Below are 15,657 nucleotides of genomic sequence, written 5' to 3'. Positions count from 1 at the left end.
GCCCGACGTGGTCCCGGCCCGCCCCGTGGACCACCACTCCTGGACCACGTACACCGACTGGCGTTCCGGCACCGCCGTGGGCACCCGGGCCGTCGCCGGCGTCCGGCCCGGCCTGGTCCTCGCGACCCCGGCCGGCACCACCGACCACACCGACCCGCACACCGGCACCACCGCCGCCTGGGAGTACGCGACCTGGACGTCCCCCGTCCACCGTCTCGCGGTCCCCGCCACCGAGGCGATCGCCTCCTGGAACGCGAGCACCCCGGCCGGCACCTGGCTCCAGATCGAACTGAAGGCCGCCTACTCCGACGGCACGGACACCCCCTGGTACGTGATGGGCCGATGGGCTTCCGGCGACCAGGACATCAAGCGGACCTCCGTCGACGACCAGACCGACGGCAGGAGCACCGTGTGGACGGACACCCTCGCCGTCGACGACGCCGCGACCGGCCCGCGCCTGACGTCGTACCGGCTGCGCCTGACCCTGTACCGCAGGCCCGGCACGAAACTCACCCCCACCGTGTGGCGGGTGGGAGCGATGGGCTCCGACGTACCGGACCGCTTCACCGTTCCGGCGTCGGTGCCCGGCCTCGCGCAGGAGCTGGTCGTCCCGCGCTACTCGCAGGAGATCCACGCCGGCCAGTACCCGGAGTACGACAACGGCGGCGAGGCCTGGTGCAGCCCCACCTCCTCGCAGATGATCATCGAGTACTGGGGCGGCCGCCTCACGCCAGGACAACTGGCCTGGGTCGACCCCGCGTACGCCGACCCGCAGGTGTGCCACGCGGCCCGGTACACGTTCGACCACCAGTACAAGGGGTGCGGCAACTGGCCGTTCAACGCCGCCTACGCCGCCACCTTCAAGGACCTCCAAGGGGTGGTGACCCGGCTCACCTCCCTGACCGACCTGGAGACCCTCATCGCGGCGGGCATCCCGGCCATCACCTCCCAGTCCTTCCTGAAGGAGGAGCTGACGGGCGCGGGGTACGGCACCTCCGGGCATCTGATGACCGTGATCGGCTTCACCGCGGACGGCGACGTGATCGCCAACGACCCGGCCTCGCCGAGCAACGAGGCGGTACGACGCGTCTACCGGCGGCGGGAGTTCGAGAACATCTGGCTGCGGACCAAGCGCTACAACGCGAGCGGCAAGGTCGCGTCCGGCACCGGAGGCGTCTGCTACCTCTACTTCCCGGCACGTCCGAGCCCGCTCCAGCGCAGGGCGCTCGCGGCGGTCGGCGTGCGCTGAACCCGCCTGCGGTCACGGCCCCCGGCGCGACCGGGGGCCGTCGGTGTGTGAGGAAGCTCTCGGCCGCAAAAGCCCCGCACGGTGGCAAGGTGGACGGACCGGCGGAAGTCCGCCGTCCACCGCGCACCCGACCGTCAGCGAGACACCATGACCGCACACGCCGCCGCCGTCACCGCCGCCCGCGCCCGTACCGGCGGGCCCAAGGACGACGGTCCGAAGATCCTCGAACACGTCATGGGATGGATCCTGGTCGTCGTCGTGGCGATGCTCGTGACCCAGCTGGGCCTGGTCTGACACCGGTGCGGGAGCGCTGCCGGCGGCCCGCGACCGCTGTGACCTGACCCACGTTCGACCTGACATACTGACGTCGTCCCGCCGACCGTTGGAGACCAGGGTCGACATTGAATATCAGCCAGCAGCGTGACGCGTCCCGTCCCCGGGCGCGAGGCACCGAGCGCTCACTGGCGCGTCGCGCCGAACTCATCGCCATCGGGCGCAGGTTGTTCGCCGACACGTCCTACGACGCGCTCTCCATGGACGACATCGCCCGGCAGGCGCACGTGGCCAAGGGACTGATCTACTACTACTTCCAGTCCAAGCGCGGCTACTACCTGGCGATCATCCAGGACTCCGTCGCAGACCTGGTCTCCTTCGCGGCGAGCGGCAGCGAACTGCCCCGGGTGGACCGGGTCCACCGCACGATCGACGGCTATCTGCGCTTCGCCGAGCACCACCAGGCCGCGTACCGCACCATCGTCAGCGGTGGCGTCGGCTTCGACACCGAGGTGCACGCCATCCGGGACGAGGTCCGCGAGGCGATCGTGGCCACCATCGCCGAAGGGGCGTACGGCCACAGCGACATCCCGGCACTGCCCCGCATGAGCCTGCTGTCCTGGGTGTGCAGCGTCGAGGGCGCCACCCTCGACTGGATCGACCGCCCCGACCTCTCCCGCGAGACCATGCGCGACCTCCTGGTGAAGACCCTGGGCGGTGCCCTGCGCGCCGTCGAGGAACTCGACCCCGCCTTCCCGGCCCCGAAGCCGGCCCGGCGCGAGGCCTGAACCGCCCTCGGGGCGAAGGCTCGTGGTCCTCCGCCCCGAGTGCCCTCGCGGGACCGGCTAGTTGATGGCCTTGATCAGCTCACCGCCGGCCGTGTCCCCGCTCAGCTCCCAGAAGAAGGTCCCGCCCAGACCCTGCTGGTTCTTGTACGTCATCTTCGTCGCGACGGTCGCCGGGGTGTCGTAACTCCACCAGTTGTTGCCGCACTTGGCGTACGCCGTCCCGCCCACCGTGCCCGTCGCCGGGCACTTGGTCCTGAGCACCTTGTAGTCCTCGATGCCCTGCTCGTACGTCCCCGCGGCCGGGCCGTCGCGGTGCCGCCCGGTGCCGACTGGGTGACCCCGGTCCAGCCGCGCCCGTAGAAGCCGATACCCAGCAGCAGCTTGGAGGCGGGGATGCCGAGGCCCTTGAGCTTGGCGATGGTCGCCGAGGTGTAGGTGTTCGCCTTCGGGATCCCGGAGTAGGAGTGCAGCGGCGAGTGCGGGGCCGTCGGTCCGGTCGCGTCCCAGGCGCCGAAGTAGTCGTACGTCATCGGGTTGTACCAGTCGACGTACTGCGCCGCGCCCGCGTAGTCCGCCGCGTCGATCTTGCCGCCCGCGGTGGCGTCGGCGGTGATGGCGGCCGTGACGAGGTTCCCGGTGCCGAACTTCGCGCGCAGCGCCTGCATGAGGTTCTTGAAGGCCGCCCGGCCGCTGGTGTCACAGGTGGCGCCGCAGGTGTTCGGGTACTCCCAGTCGATGTCGATGCCGTCGAAGACGTCGGCCCACTTGGAGTTCTCGACCAGGTCGTAGCACGACTGGGCGAACGCGGCCGGGTTCCGGGACGCCTCGCCGAAGCCGCCCGACCAGGTCCAACCGCCGAAGGACCACAGGACCTTGAGGCCCGGGTGCTTCTTCTTCAGCTCGCGCAGCTGGTTGAAGTTGCCGCGCAGCGGCTGGTCCCAGGTGTCGGCGACCCCGTCCACGGACTCGGCGGCGGTGTGGGTGCGGTCGGTGGCGGCGTAGGCGTCGCCCATCGCGCACTTGCCGCCGGTGACGTTGCCGAAGGCGTAGTTGATGTGGGTGAGCTTCGCCGCCGAGCCGGACGTCTCGATGTTCCGGACGAGGTACTTGCGGTCGTAGGTGCCCCATTCCGTGAAGTAGCCGAGGACCTTGGACCCGGCGGCCACCCGCGTGGACGGGGCGGCGGCGTCGGTGGCGGTGGCGGTGCCCGCGCCGGCGAGCAGGCCCGCGCCGAGCACGGCCGTACAGGCGGCGGCGACGAGCGCCCGGAAGCGGGAGCGGCGGTGGGCGGAGTGCTGCATCGGGTGTCACCTCGTGGGGGAGAGGGGAGCGCGCGCCGATTGGCATGAACGCGGTAACGCGGTGTCGAGAGCGTAGGAGGACTAGACCAGTTGGGTCAATGGTGCGGACCAATCCGGTCCGGTTCTGCCGTGCGGCGTCCTTCTCCCGCGGGCATACTCACAGCGCCCGGCCGCCGGCCGGCCGGGGAAGGAGAGGGGTGCCATGACCGACCGTGTCCCACCCGTCGTGGACCGCCTCCTGCCCACCGACGAGGCCCGCGACCTGCTCGCCCTCGTCGAGGACATCGCCCGCCGCGAGATCGTCCCGGAAGCCGCCGAGGAGGAGGACGCCGGACGCTTCCCGCGCGAGCTGTTCACCCTCCTGTCGGAAGCGGGCCTCCTCGGCCTGCCGTACCCCTCCGCATACGGGGGCGGCGACCAGCCCTACGAGATCTACCTCCAGGTCGTCGAGGAACTGGCCGCAGCCCGCCTCACCGTCGGACTCGGTGTCAGCGTGCACACCCTGGCCACCTACGCCCTCGCCGCCCACGGCACCGAGGAGCAGCGGACCGCCCACCTGCCCGCCATGCTCGGCGGCGGGCAGCTCGGCGCGTACTGCCTCTCCGAGCCCACCTCGGGCTCGGACGCGGCCGCGCTGCGCACCCGGGCCGTCCGGGACGGCGACGGCTGGATCATCGACGGGACCAAGGCCTGGACCACCCACGGTGGCATCGCCGACTTCTACACCGTCATGGCGCGCACCGGCGGTGAGGGCGCCCGCGGGATCACGGCGTTCCTGGTGCCGGGCGACGCCGAGGGGCTGAGCGCCGCGCCGCCGGAGCGGAAGATGGGGCTCAAGGGCTCGCCCACCGCCCAGGTCCACTTCGACGGCGTCCGGATCCCCGACGCGCTGCGCATCGGCGAGGAGGGCCAGGGCTTCGCGATCGCCCTCGCCGCACTCGACTCCGGACGGCTGGGCATCGCCGCCTGCGCGGTCGGCGTCGCGCGGGCCGCCCTGGACGAGGCCGTCGCCCACGCCACCGTGCGGCGGCAGTTCGGGCGGCCGATCGCCGACTTCCAGGGGCTGCGCTTCCTGCTCGCCGACATGGCGACCCGGGTCGAGTCGGGCCGGGCCCTGTATCTCGCGGCGGCACGGCTGCGGGACGCGGGCCGGCCGTTCGTCCGGCAGGCGGCCATGGCCAAACTGCACTGCACCGACGCGGCGATGCAGGTCACCACCGACGCCGTCCAGGTGCTCGGTGGATACGGCTACACCGCGGACTTTCCCGTCGAGCGCTATCTGCGCGAGGCCAAGGTCCTGCAGATCGTCGAGGGCACCAACCAGATCCAGCGCATGGTCATCGCCCGTCATCTGCTGGGGCCGGAGACCCGCTGAACTGACCCGGCCGCACCGGCGGCGCCGCGAGCCGCACCCACTCCGGGTCCCGCCGGCCGGGCAGGGTGCGGCCCCCGTCGGCCCAGATGCGCATCATGTCGCGGTAGATCGGCGGGTCCTGCGGGAGTGGCGGCGGAGCCGGCGGAACCGATTCTGCGGAGCCGGGGGTGAACAGCTGACGGTGACGCCCTGGCGCCGGATAGGTGAGGGTCATACCAGGGCAACGCGAGCGTGCGACACCAGGTCACGGCCCGGACCCTCGTGTGTGAGTTCGGCAGGTGGCCCGCACCCGCCCCGACTCCGTGGCCGCCTCACGACGTACCGTCAACTACGCGCCGCACAGCCACACTTGGCCGCCCACGGGCACGCTGGACCTGCGCCACGGCCGGGCTGCGGGCCATGGCGCAGGGCAGCTGCGGGAGTGGGGTGGAGGCGCTCAGGCGGCGTACCGGCGCATCGCCGGTACGCGCATCGGGCGCGAGGCGGGCCCGCCCACGTGCGAGAAGGGCTGTGTACGCCAGTTCAGGCCTTGGGGGAGCGTCAACAGCAGTGCCGTCTCCTGCTCCTGGGGCTCCACCGACTCGTCGGCGGGACGGGCCTCGGCCGCCGTACGGCCGGTGCCGGCGCAGACGGTGAGCCCGAAGGGGTTCCACGGCGAAGCGCACAGCGCGTGCTCCGGCAGGATCTCCTCGTCGGCGAGCAGGGCGATGGGCTGCGCGCAGTCCGGGCAGATCACCCGGTACATCTCGAAGGTGTCGTACGCGTCGAACTCGTCGGCGTGGTCGCCGTTCTCGTCGTCGAAGCCGTCCGGACCGTCGAAGCCGTCGGGTTCGACGCCCTCCGGCTCGGACTCGACGACGGTGGGCCGGAACCGCTTGGGCGCGGTACGACCAGGGCGCTTAAGACTCTGCATGGGATTCTCCCCCTCGGGCTGGGCCGTTCAGGCGCTGCGGCCTCGACCACAGCAAGCACTTCCCACCCCGTCTCGGCGGTAATCACGAGAGCATCACGAAGACTTGACGCGGCCTGTGGCGTTCGTCACATGCCAATCGCAGGTGCCGATCAACTCGTACGGTCCGCCACATCACGAACCGGTATGACCTGGGCTGTATACGTATACGAAGAGATCACGCGCCCTGTAAGTTCTTGCGCCATGGAGGAGCTGGACCGACAGATCGTGCAGCTGCTCGTCAAGGACGGGCGGATGAGTTACACCGACCTGGGCAAGGCCACGGGCCTGTCCACATCGGCCGTGCACCAGCGGGTGCGCCGGCTGGAACAGCGCGGCGTCATCCGGGGCTACGCGGCCGTCGTCGACGCCGAGGCCGTCGGACTGCCCCTGACCGCCTTCATCTCGGTGAAACCGTTCGACCCCAGCGCACCCGACGACATCGCCGACCGGCTCTCCGGGGTGCCCGAGATCGAGGCCTGCCACAGCGTGGCCGGCGACGAGAACTACATCCTCAAGGTGCGGGTGGGCACCCCGCACGAACTCGAGGAACTGCTGGGACGGCTGCGTGCCCTCGCGGGTGTCTCCACGCGCACCACGGTCGTGCTGTCCACCCCGTACGAGGCCCGCCCGCCCCGGATCTGACAGCCGCCGCACCGGACGGCCCCCGGTACCGGGGGACCCCCGCGTCGGCCGGCCGGGCGAGGCGCGAAACTGGTCCCATGAGTGAGCGCGCGCCCGACCCGCAGACCGTCCTGCTCCGCCGAGGAGAGGTCCACAGCCCCGCCGACCCGTTCGCGACCGCGATGGTCGTCGAGCGCGGCCAGGTCGCCTGGGTCGGCTCCGAGGGCGCGGCCGACGCCTTCGCGGACGGCGTCGACGAGGTGGTCGACCTGGACGGCGCCCTGGTCACTCCCGCGTTCACCGACGCGCACGTCCACACCACGTCCACGGGTCTCGCTCTGACCGGCCTCGACCTGTCGACCGCGCCCGACCTGGAGGCGGCTCTCGCCCGGGTCCGGGACTTCGCCGCGGCCCGACCACGGGACAAGGTCCTCCTCGGCCACGGCTGGGACGCCTCGCGCTGGCCCGGCGGCCGCCCCCCGACACGGGCCGAACTGGACGAGGCCACCGGCGGACGGCCCCTCTACCTGTCCCGGATCGACGTGCACTCGGCGGTCGTCACCACCGCCCTGCTCGACCTGACCCCCGGCCTCCGCGCGGCGGACGGGCCGCTCACCGCCGACGCCCACCACGCCGTCCGCGCCGCCGCGTTCGCAGCGGTGACCCCGGTCCAGCGCGCCGAGGCCCAGCGGGCCGCCCTCGCGCACGCCGCCTCGCTCGGCATCGGCTCGGTCCACGAGTGCGCCGGCCCCGAGATCTCCTCCGAGGACGACTTCACCGCCCTGCTGCGGCTGGCCGCCGAGGAGCCCGGCCCGCGGGTCGTCGGCTACTGGGCGGAGCAGGACGTCGACAAGGCCCGTGAGCTGGGCGCCCTCGGCGCGGCCGGGGACCTCTTCGTCGACGGCGCCCTCGGCTCGCACACCGCCTGCCTGCACGAGCCGTACACCGACGCCGCCCACACCGGCACCGCCTACCTGGACGCCGCCGCCGTCGCGGCGCATGTCACGGCCTGCACCGAGGCCGGCCTCCAGGCGGGCTTCCACGCCATCGGCGACGCCGCCGTCACCGACGTCGTCGAGGGGGTGCGCGCGGCGGCGGAGAAGGTCGGCCTGGCTCGCGTGCGTGCCGCCCGGCACCGAGTCGAGCACGCCGAGATGCTCACCCCCGAGACGATCGCCGCCTTCGCCGAACTGGGCCTCACCGCCTCCGTCCAGCCCGCCTTCGACGCCCTGTGGGGCGGCGAGGACGGCATGTACGCCCAGCGCCTGGGCGCCGAGCGGGCCAGCGGCCTCAACCCCTTCGCGGCCCTGCTGCGCTCCGGCGTCCCGCTCGCCTTCGGCTCCGACAGCCCCGTCACCCCCCTGGACCCGTGGGGCACGGTCCGCGCCGCCGCCTTCCACCGCACCCCCGGACACCGGATCTCCGTACGCGCCGCCTTCACCGCCCACACCCGCGGCGGCTGGCGCGCCGTCGGCCGCGACGACGCGGGTGTGCTGGTGCCGGGCGCACCCGCCGACTACGCCGTCTGGCGCACCGGCGCGCTCGTCGTGCAGGCCCCCGACGACCGGGTCGCCCGCTGGTCCACCGACCCCCGCTCCGGCACCCCCGGCCTGCCCGACCTGACGCCCGGCACGGAGCTGCCCGTGTGCCTGCGCACGGTGGTCGGCGGCCGGTCGGTGTTCGTACGGCCGGGCGAGTGATTGCCGGGACGCGGCACGGAAGATCACCCGTCCGCGCGGCGTCCCGCGAGAGCCGCCGACCGCCCGCTGACCAGCGCGTTACCCGAAGAGTCGCAGGTCGAACGGCTGTTGACAGCCGACCGCGGGGGGCCGGTAGGTTCGGCCGGGTCCACCACCGGACGCCCCACCGGGGAACGTCCGCGCACTCGCCGGGGCGCCGCTGGGTCAGGGACGGTGTGCCGCACCGGCGCACCGCCACTGGGAGCCAGGCTCAGCGCCGCAGCAGGGCGAGGGAACGTTCCGGCCGGTCGGGGAGGTGTGACCCGGGTGGGCCCGGACGCTCAGTAGACAACGGCTTCAGGTCGACCCGCAGCCGGCGGGTCCCAGGTCGGCCCGAAGGGCGCCGGGCCCCCATCCGCAGGACCGCGGGGGCACTGCCCCCGGCGGTACGCTTGGCCATACAAGCCCAAAAGCGCATTCTTACCCCGCTCTTGTGGAAACGACACCACCATACGAACGTCCCGTCACGCCACCGCAGGCGGTGGCCACTATGGTGGTCCCCTGCGTACGGACACGAAGGGGCAGCAGTGAACGACGGCGACGCGACCCGCGCGGCACAGGACCGGGGGAGGAAGTTCGGTCCGCTCGGCACGGCGTTGGTGATCATTCCGACCTTCAACGAGGCGGAGAACATCAAGAGCATCGTCGGCCGGGTGCGCGAGGCCGTCCCCGAGGCGCACGTCCTCGTGGCCGACGACAACAGCCCCGACGGCACCGGCAAACTCGCCGACGAACTGGCCGCCACGGACGACCACGTCCAGGTGCTGCACCGCAAGGGCAAGGAGGGCCTCGGCGCCGCCTACCTCGCGGGCTTCCACTGGGGCATGGAGCACGGCTACGGCGTCCTGGTCGAGATGGACGCCGACGGCTCCCACCAGCCCGAGGAACTGCCCCGCCTGCTCACCGCCCTCAAAGGTGCCGACCTCGTGCTGGGCTCCCGGTGGGTGCCGGGCGGCCGGGTCGTGAACTGGCCGAGGTCCCGCGAGATCATCTCCCGCGGCGGCAGCCTCTACTCGCGCCTGGCGCTGGACCTCCCGCTGCGCGACATCACCGGCGGCTACCGCGCCTTCCGGCGCGAGACCCTCGAAGGCCTCGGCCTCGACGAGGTCGCCTCCCAGGGGTACTGCTTCCAGGTCGACCTCGCCCGCCGGGCGGTCAAGGCCGGCTACCACGTCGTCGAGGTCCCCATCACCTTCGTCGAGCGCGAGCTGGGCGACTCCAAGATGAGCCGCGACATCCTCGTGGAGGCCCTGTGGCGGGTCACCGCCTGGGGCGTGGGAGAGCGGGTCGGAAAGATCGCGGGCCGGACGGGCGCGCAGGAGCAGCCGAAGTCCGCCCCGGCGCCCTCCTCGCCGTCACCGTCTTCTCCCGCGCCGTCTCCTCCGCAGCAGCCGTCGTAGCCCGGGCCACCCCACTCCCCCCCGACGGCATCCCACAGAAACCGCTGATCGGCCCCTTATGCCGCACTGAGCCGGGGCCAGGCACACTGGGGACATGACGACTGGCGCTCAGACTCCCACGCACCGCAACGCCCGGCCCCGGCGCTCCCGCCTGCGGACGTTCCTGCCGCTGGGGCTCGTCGCGTGGCTGGTGCTGGAGATCTGGCTGCTGACCGTGGTCGCCGGAGCGAGCAGCGGATTCACCGTCTTCCTGCTGCTGCTCGCCGGGTTCCTGCTCGGCTCGGTGGTCATCAAGCGGGCGGGACGGCGCGCCTTCCAGAACCTCAACGAGGCGCTCCAGCGCGGCACACCCCCCTCCTCGGGCGGGGGCAACGGCCTGATGATGCTCGGCGGCCTCCTCCTGATGATCCCGGGCCTCGCCTCCGACGCGCTGGGCCTGCTGCTGCTCCTCCCGCCGGTCCAGAAGGCCGTCGGCAGCTACGCGGAACGCACGGTCGACCGCAAGCTGCGCGCGGCCACCCCCGGCACCCTGGGCGACGCCTTCCAGCAGGCCCGTATGCACCGCCCGGACGGAAGGGTGGTCCAGGGCGAGGTGATCAAGCACGACGAGCGCGGCGAGGGCCGGCAGGAACAGCGTCCTCCGCTGACCCCGTGAACCGGCCGGTCCCACGACGCCGTGGACACACGAAGACCGCGGGCGCCGTACGTGATGTCACGTACCGTGATGTCACGTACGGCGCCCGCGGTCATTTTTCGTGCGCTGTAAACCAGCCCCAGCTCCGCAGGACTATGCGGACTTGCGGCTGTCCCGGGGATGAACCGCGAGGTTCATCGCCCCGGAACGCAGAACGGCCAGCCGTTCCTCGAGGACCTCTTCGAGTTCCTCGCGGGTCCGCCGCTCCATCAGCATGTCCCAGTGCGTACGCGCGGGCTTGGCCTTCTTCTCCTCAGGGCCGTCGCCGTCCACGAGGAGCGCAGGCGCTCCGCAGACCTTGCACTCCCACTCCGGCGGGATCTCCGCCTCCACCGAGAAGGGCATTTCAAAGCGGTGCCCCTTCTCGCATGCGTACTCCACGGCCTGGCGGGGGGCCAGGTCGATGCCGCGGTCCGTCTCGTAGCTGGTCACCACGAGGCGCGTGCCGCGAAGAGCTCGCTCACTCATGAATCGTGCCTCCCGGGCTTGTCGCCCACAGGACAGGTGTCGCTGTCGTCGTCATCCGGTCAACGTCCGGTCGGCGGTAAAGATTCCCGTTCGGAGTCCCGTTCCGGGTCGTGCGTCGCCGTCGTAGCCGCAGCCTTGTCAACCAATGCAGTACCCACCGGCGCCCGGTTTGTCACATCTGATAGGAGATGTCACCCAGGGTTTCGGCATCTTTGACACGCAGTAACGGTACGCCTGGCAGGCCAAACGCGTACACTACCGCCCTTTCGCCTTGAGTGCTAAATCCTTTCGGGTACGGGATTGCCCGCGTCGGTGATCGCCTGCCGCACGGGTACCCGCGCGAGCAGCAGGAAACCGACCACGAAGAAGATCACCAGCGAGATGATCGCGTCCCGGTAGCTTCCGGTCACCTGGTAGGTGATCCCGAACACCAGCGGGCCGAGCCAGCTCGTCCCGCGGTCGCTCACCTCGTACGCGGAGAAGTACTCGGCCTCCTTGCCGGGCGGGACGAGGTGGGAGAAGAGGGAGCGCGACAGGGCCTGACTGCCGCCGAGGACCAGGCCGATCGCCGCCGCCAGCAGGAAGAAGCCCGCCGCGCGCCGGACGGGAGGAAGTAGCCGACGGCCAGGGTGAGCGTCCAGGCCACCAGCGAGCCGAGGATCGTGCGTTTCGCGCCGTACCTCAGCGACAGCCGCCCCATCGTCAGGGCGCCCGCGACAGCCAGGACCTGGACCAGCAGGACGGCGGCGATGAGGGTGGACTGGCTGAGGCCGAGTTCCTCGGAGCCGTAGACCGAGGCCTGGGAGATCACCGTCTGGATGCCGTCGTTGTAGACCAGATAGGCCAGCAGGAAGGCGAGGGTCAGCGGGTGGCGGCGCATGTCCCGGTAGGTCGCCACGAGCCGGCGCAGGCCGGGGACGGCCGCCTCGCGCACCGCGGAGCCGACCGCCGGCGGCCGGTCGCGCAGCCGCAGCAGTGGGATCAGGGTGAAGCCTCCCCACCACAGGCCCGCCGAGGCCAGGCAGATCCGTACGGCCGTGGACTCCGGGACGCCGAAGGAGTCGTGGGCGAGGTAGAGGACCAGGTTGACCACCAGGACCAGGGAGCCCGCCGCGTATCCGAAGGCCCAGCCGCGTGAGGACACCGCGTCGCGTTCCTCGGGCGGGGCGATCTGGGGCAGGTAGGAGTTGTAGAGCATCATCGCGACGGACTGGGCCGCGTTCGCGACCACGAGCAGCACACCGCCCAGCAGATAGCGGTCGCCGGACAGGAAGAACATGCCCGTCGTGGCGGCGGCCCCGGTGTAGGCGGCGACCGCGAGGAACGGCTTCTTGCGGCCGGTGCGGTCGGCGGCCGCGCCCACCAGCGGCATCACCAGGACGGCCGCGATCACCGACAGGGACACCGAGTAGGCGAAGAAGGAGCCCGCGCGGACCGGGATGCCCAGGGGATGCACATAGCCGGCGGGGTCGGCGGCCTCCTTGGCGACCGACGTCAGATACGGGCCGAGGAACACCGTGAGCACGCTCGTCGAGTAGACGGAGCACGCCCAGTCGTAGAAGTACCAGCCACGCTGCTCGCGCCGTCGCCCGGCGGCGTCGTCGGACGTCTCCGTCCGCACGGATTCCGTGCCCACCCGCGCCCTCGCCTCCCCGCCCAGGATGTCGCGCGCGGGCCGCCGAGGGGGGGAGGTGACCGGGGTCAGACCCAGACGCCCCGGTCCTCCATGACCTGGCGCAACGTGTCGATGTGATCGGTCATGATGCCATCCACCCCCAGGTCCAGGAGCCGGTGCATCCGATCCGCCTCGTTGATCGTCCACACGTGCACCTGGAGCCCGCGCGCGTGGGCGGAACGCACGAAGCGGCTGTCCACGACCTGGATGCCCGACTGGGTCTCCGGCACCTGGGCGGCGACCGCCGACCGGCGCAGCGCCGCGGGCACCCCCCAGGACCGCAGCCGCAGGTTCAGCACCCCCCGGGTGCCGTACGACGTGGCCAGGCGAGGGCCGGCCAGCCGCCGGGCGCGCACGACGCGGGCCTCGGAGAAGGAGCCGACGCAGACCCGGTCCCAGGCGTTGGTGCGCCCGATGAGGTTGAGGAGCGGGTGGAGCGCCGGTTCGGCCTTCATGTCGACGTTCCAGCGGACCTCGGGGAAGGCCTCCAGAAGTTCCTCGAACAGCGGGACCGGCTCCTTGCCCGCCACGCGCGCGTGCCGTATGTCCGCCCACGGCAGATCGGCGATGCGGCCCGCGCCGTCGGTCAGCCGGTCCAGCGTCGCGTCGTGGAAGGCGACGAGTTTGCCGTCCCGCGTGGCGTGCACGTCCGTCTCGATGTAGCGGTAGCCCGCCTCGACCGCGCGCCGGAACTGCGCCACGGTGTTCTCCAGACCGTCGGCGGCCCCGCCGCGGTGGGCGAACGGGATGGGGCCCGGATGGTCGAGGTACGGGTGGCGTATGAGGGTGCTCACGGACGAAGTATCGCCCCCTGCGGTGACCCGGTGGCAACGACCGTGCTGCCGCCGGATGCCGGGGGCACGGCGAACACCCGGAGGAAGAGCTGGGCGAGCGGTCCGATCGACAGGGCGTACAGCAGTGTGCCGACGCCGATGGTGCCGCCGAGGGCGAAGCCGGTCGCCACGACCGTGATCTCGACGGCCGTCCGCATCAGGCGGATCGAGCGCCCGGTGCGCCGGTGCAGCCCCGTCATCAGCCCGTCGCGCGGTCCCGCTCCGAAGGACGCCGCTATGTAGAGGCCGGTGGCCGCGCCGTTGAGGACGATGCCCGCCACCAGCAGCGGCACCCGCACGGCCAGACCGTGCGCCTCGGGGACCAGGGCGAGCGTGCCGTCCATGGCGAGACCGACGACGAAGACGTTGGAGACGGTGCCGAGGCCCGGGCGCTGGCGCAGCGGGATCCACAACAGCAGCACGGCGGCGCCCACGATGATCGACACGACGCCGATGGACAGACCGCTCCGTTCGGCGAGCCCCTGGTGGAGCACGTTCCAGGGCTCCACGCCGAGGCCCGCCCGCACGAGGAGGGCGGAGCTGGCGCCGTACAGCGCGAGCCCGGCGTAGAGCTGCGTGAGGCGGCGGGAGAGGCCGCCGCTCGGCGGGCCGCTCGGGACCGGCGGGACGGACGGGACGGTCGGCGGAGGCGGCGCGGACAAGTGGACCCCTGGTGGTGGTAGTGGCCTTGCGCATGTCACTCTGTGGCGTGGAAGGAACGGTCATCCATGGCCAATCCCGGGAAGGTGGACTGATATCCATGGCGCAGTGGACCTCCGCGGTGGGGGCCGCGCAGCTCGCGCGGCTCCTCACCTCCCAGCAGGACCGGCCCGCCGGCCCCGGCACCCGCCGCCCGCCCGCCTACCGTGCGCTCGCCGACGGCGTCCGGCTGCTCGTCCTGGAAGGGCGCGTCCCCGTCGCCGCACGGCTCCCCGCCGAACGCGAACTGGCCCTCGCCCTGTCCGTGAGCCGCACCACCGTCGCCGCCGCCTACGAGGCGCTGCGCGCGGAAGGGTTCCTGGAGTCCCGGCGGGGGGCCGGCAGCTGGACGTCCGTCCCCGCGGGTAACCCGGTGCCCGCGCGCGGGCTCGAACCCCTGCCGCCCGAGGCCCTCGGCTCGGTGATCGACCTGGGCTGTGCCGCCCTCCCGGCCCCCGAACCGTGGCTCACCCGGGCCGTCCAGGGCGCGCTGGAGGAACTGCCCCCGTACGCCCACACGCACGGTGACTATCCGGCCGGTCTGCCCGCCCTGCGCGCGATGATCGCCGAGCGGTACACCCGGCGCGGGATCCCGACCATGCCCGAGCAGATCATGGTCACCACGGGTGCGATGGGCGCCATCGACGCGATCTGTCATCTCTTCGGCGGCCGCGGCGAGCGGATCGCCGTCGAATCACCGTCGTACGCCAACATCCTCCAGCTGATGCGGGAGGCGGGCGCCCGGCTGGTGCCCGTGGCGATGGCCGAGGGGCTCGCCGGGTGGGACATGGACCGCTGGCGGCAGGTCCTGCGCGAGGCCGCGCCACGCATCGCCTATGTGGTCGCCGACTTCCACAACCCGACCGGCGCGCTCGCCGACGAGGACCAGCGGCGCCGCCTCGTCGAGGCGGCCCGGTCGGCCGGGACCGTGCTGGTCGCCGACGAGACGATGACCGAGCTGTGGCTCGACGACGTCGAGATGCCCCGTCCGGTGTGCGGCTTCGACCCGGCCGGTCGACCGTGATCACCGTGGGCTCGGCCAGCAAGGCCTTCTGGGCCGGCATGCGCATCGGCTGGGTCCGGGCCGCCCCCGACGTGATCCGCAGCCTGGTCGCGGCCCGCGCCTACGCCGACCTCGGCACGCCGGTCCTGGAGCAGCTGGCCGTGAACTGGCTGTTCAGCACCGGGGGCTGGGAGCAGACCGTGGAACTGCGGCGCGAACAGGCCAGGGGCAACCGGGACGCGCTGGTCGCGGCGGTGCGCCGGGAGCTGCCGGAGTGGGAGTTCGCCGTGCCGAACGGCGGGCTGACGCTGTGGGTGCGGGCCGGCGGGCTGTCCGGGTCGCGGCTGGCCGAGGCGGGGGAGCGCGTCGGGGTAAGGGTGCCGTCAGGGCCCCGGTTCGGCGTCGACGGCGCCTTCGAGGGATATGTGCGGCTGCCGTTCACCGTGGGGGGCGCGGTCGCGGAGGAGGCGGCGGCCCGACTGGCCGCGGCGGCCCGGATCGTGGAGAGCGGGGGGGACCGCGGGCGCGGAGAGCCCTCGCACGTTCGTCGCCTGAGGGGGTGGGCGGGGTGGGTGGATCACCCGCCC

The 15,657-nt window shown here is 72.4% G+C and carries 12 protein-coding genes and 3 pseudogenes; 9 read left to right on the top strand and 6 right to left on the bottom strand.

Features of this window, described 5'->3' with window-relative positions:
• The 3 genes from BM536_RS19230 to BM536_RS19225 all read left to right on the top strand — a co-directional run.
• The coding region (locus tag BM536_RS19230; RefSeq protein ID WP_107439611.1) for a peptidase C39 family protein at positions 1-1,249 on the top strand (1,249 nt) is incomplete at its 5' end.
• A 147-nt stretch (positions 1,250-1,396) separates the two neighbouring features.
• Positions 1,397-1,543, top strand: a complete 147-nt coding sequence (locus BM536_RS39625) for an SCO1431 family membrane protein (RefSeq protein WP_107439610.1) — start codon at positions 1,397-1,399, stop codon at positions 1,541-1,543.
• Between the two features lie 107 nt (positions 1,544-1,650).
• The gene (locus BM536_RS19225; RefSeq protein ID WP_073498856.1) at positions 1,651-2,310 is read left to right on the top strand and encodes a TetR/AcrR family transcriptional regulator; all 660 of its coding nucleotides are present in this window, start codon (positions 1,651-1,653) and stop codon (positions 2,308-2,310) included.
• 57 nt (positions 2,311-2,367) lie between these two features.
• On the opposite strand, the pseudogene BM536_RS19220 reads toward BM536_RS19225, so the two are convergent.
• Positions 2,368-3,611 (bottom strand): annotated as a pseudogene (locus BM536_RS19220) (glycoside hydrolase family 18 protein).
• A 202-nt stretch (positions 3,612-3,813) separates the two neighbouring features.
• On the opposite strand from BM536_RS19220, the gene BM536_RS19215 reads away from it, so the two are divergent.
• Positions 3,814-4,986, top strand: a complete 1,173-nt coding sequence (locus BM536_RS19215) for an acyl-CoA dehydrogenase family protein (RefSeq protein WP_094103254.1) — start codon at positions 3,814-3,816, stop codon at positions 4,984-4,986.
• Between the two features lie 436 nt (positions 4,987-5,422).
• Here the strand turns inward: BM536_RS19215 and BM536_RS19205 are convergent, their stop codons facing one another.
• Complete coding sequence (locus BM536_RS19205) at positions 5,423-5,899, bottom strand: hypothetical protein (protein WP_073498859.1); 477 nt, start codon at positions 5,897-5,899, stop codon at positions 5,423-5,425.
• Between the two features lie 240 nt (positions 5,900-6,139).
• Between BM536_RS19205 and BM536_RS19200 the strand changes: the two genes are divergently transcribed.
• The 4 genes from BM536_RS19200 (at position 6,140) to fxsA (ending at position 10,353) form a co-directional block, all read left to right on the top strand.
• Entirely contained in the window at positions 6,140-6,580 is a 441-nt protein-coding gene (locus BM536_RS19200; RefSeq protein WP_073498861.1) for an Lrp/AsnC family transcriptional regulator, read from the top strand.
• A 77-nt stretch (positions 6,581-6,657) separates the two neighbouring features.
• Positions 6,658-8,259, top strand: a complete 1,602-nt coding sequence (locus tag BM536_RS19195; protein ID WP_094103253.1) for an amidohydrolase — start codon at positions 6,658-6,660, stop codon at positions 8,257-8,259.
• Between the two features lie 566 nt (positions 8,260-8,825).
• Entirely contained in the window at positions 8,826-9,698 is an 873-nt protein-coding gene (locus BM536_RS19190; RefSeq protein ID WP_073498863.1) for a polyprenol monophosphomannose synthase, read from the top strand.
• Between the two features lie 94 nt (positions 9,699-9,792).
• A complete protein-coding gene (gene fxsA, locus BM536_RS19185) occupies positions 9,793-10,353 on the top strand; it encodes an FxsA family membrane protein (RefSeq protein WP_073498865.1) in 561 nt (186 codons plus the stop codon).
• 132 nt (positions 10,354-10,485) lie between these two features.
• On the opposite strand, the gene BM536_RS19180 is transcribed toward fxsA, so the two are convergent.
• The 4 genes and pseudogenes from BM536_RS19180 to yczE all read right to left on the bottom strand — a co-directional run bounded on the left by BM536_RS19180 (position 10,486) and on the right by yczE (position 13,922).
• Positions 10,486-10,860, bottom strand: a complete 375-nt coding sequence (locus BM536_RS19180; RefSeq protein ID WP_020128921.1) for an RNA polymerase-binding protein RbpA — start codon at positions 10,858-10,860, stop codon at positions 10,486-10,488.
• Positions 10,861-11,138: 278 nt separating this feature from the next.
• Positions 11,139-12,496 (bottom strand): annotated as a pseudogene (locus BM536_RS19175) (MFS transporter).
• A gap of 65 nt (positions 12,497-12,561) precedes the next feature.
• Complete coding sequence (locus BM536_RS19170; protein ID WP_073499831.1) at positions 12,562-13,329, bottom strand: glycerophosphodiester phosphodiesterase family protein; 768 nt, start codon at positions 13,327-13,329, stop codon at positions 12,562-12,564.
• The gene (gene yczE, locus BM536_RS19165; RefSeq protein ID WP_073499832.1) at positions 13,326-13,922 is read right to left on the bottom strand and encodes a membrane protein YczE; all 597 of its coding nucleotides are present in this window, start codon (positions 13,920-13,922) and stop codon (positions 13,326-13,328) included. Before yczE ends, BM536_RS19170 begins: the two co-directional genes overlap by 4 nt.
• Positions 13,923-14,128: 206 nt before the next feature.
• Here yczE and BM536_RS19160 point away from each other — a divergent pair.
• A pseudogene (locus BM536_RS19160) lies at positions 14,129-15,625 on the top strand (SCO1417 family PLP biosynthesis transcription factor).
• The last annotated feature ends 32 nt before the right edge of the window (positions 15,626-15,657 follow it).

The sequence above is a fragment of the Streptomyces phaeoluteigriseus genome, assembly GCF_001896135.2.
GTDB classification, from domain to species: domain Bacteria; phylum Actinomycetota; class Actinomycetes; order Streptomycetales; family Streptomycetaceae; genus Streptomyces; species Streptomyces phaeoluteigriseus.
The sequence above is the reverse complement of the archived record's forward strand: the minus strand, read 5'-3'. Positions and strand labels throughout refer to the sequence as shown.

Bases quoted from the DNA above. Each gene is read 5' to 3' on its own strand.
- BM536_RS19180 (WP_020128921.1), bottom strand. From the start codon at position 10,860: ATGAGTGAGCGAGCTCTTCGCGGCACGCGCCTCGTGGTGACCAGCTAC.
- fxsA (WP_073498865.1), top strand. From the start codon at position 9,793: ATGACGACTGGCGCTCAGACTCCCACGCACCGCAACGCCCGGCCCCGG.
- BM536_RS39625 (WP_107439610.1), top strand. From the start codon at position 1,397: ATGACCGCACACGCCGCCGCCGTCACCGCCGCCCGCGCCCGTACCGGC.
- BM536_RS19215 (WP_094103254.1), top strand. From the start codon at position 3,814: ATGACCGACCGTGTCCCACCCGTCGTGGACCGCCTCCTGCCCACCGAC.
- BM536_RS19200 (WP_073498861.1), top strand. From the start codon at position 6,140: ATGGAGGAGCTGGACCGACAGATCGTGCAGCTGCTCGTCAAGGACGGG.
- BM536_RS19195 (WP_094103253.1), top strand. From the start codon at position 6,658: ATGAGTGAGCGCGCGCCCGACCCGCAGACCGTCCTGCTCCGCCGAGGA.
- BM536_RS19205 (WP_073498859.1), bottom strand. From the start codon at position 5,899: ATGCAGAGTCTTAAGCGCCCTGGTCGTACCGCGCCCAAGCGGTTCCGG.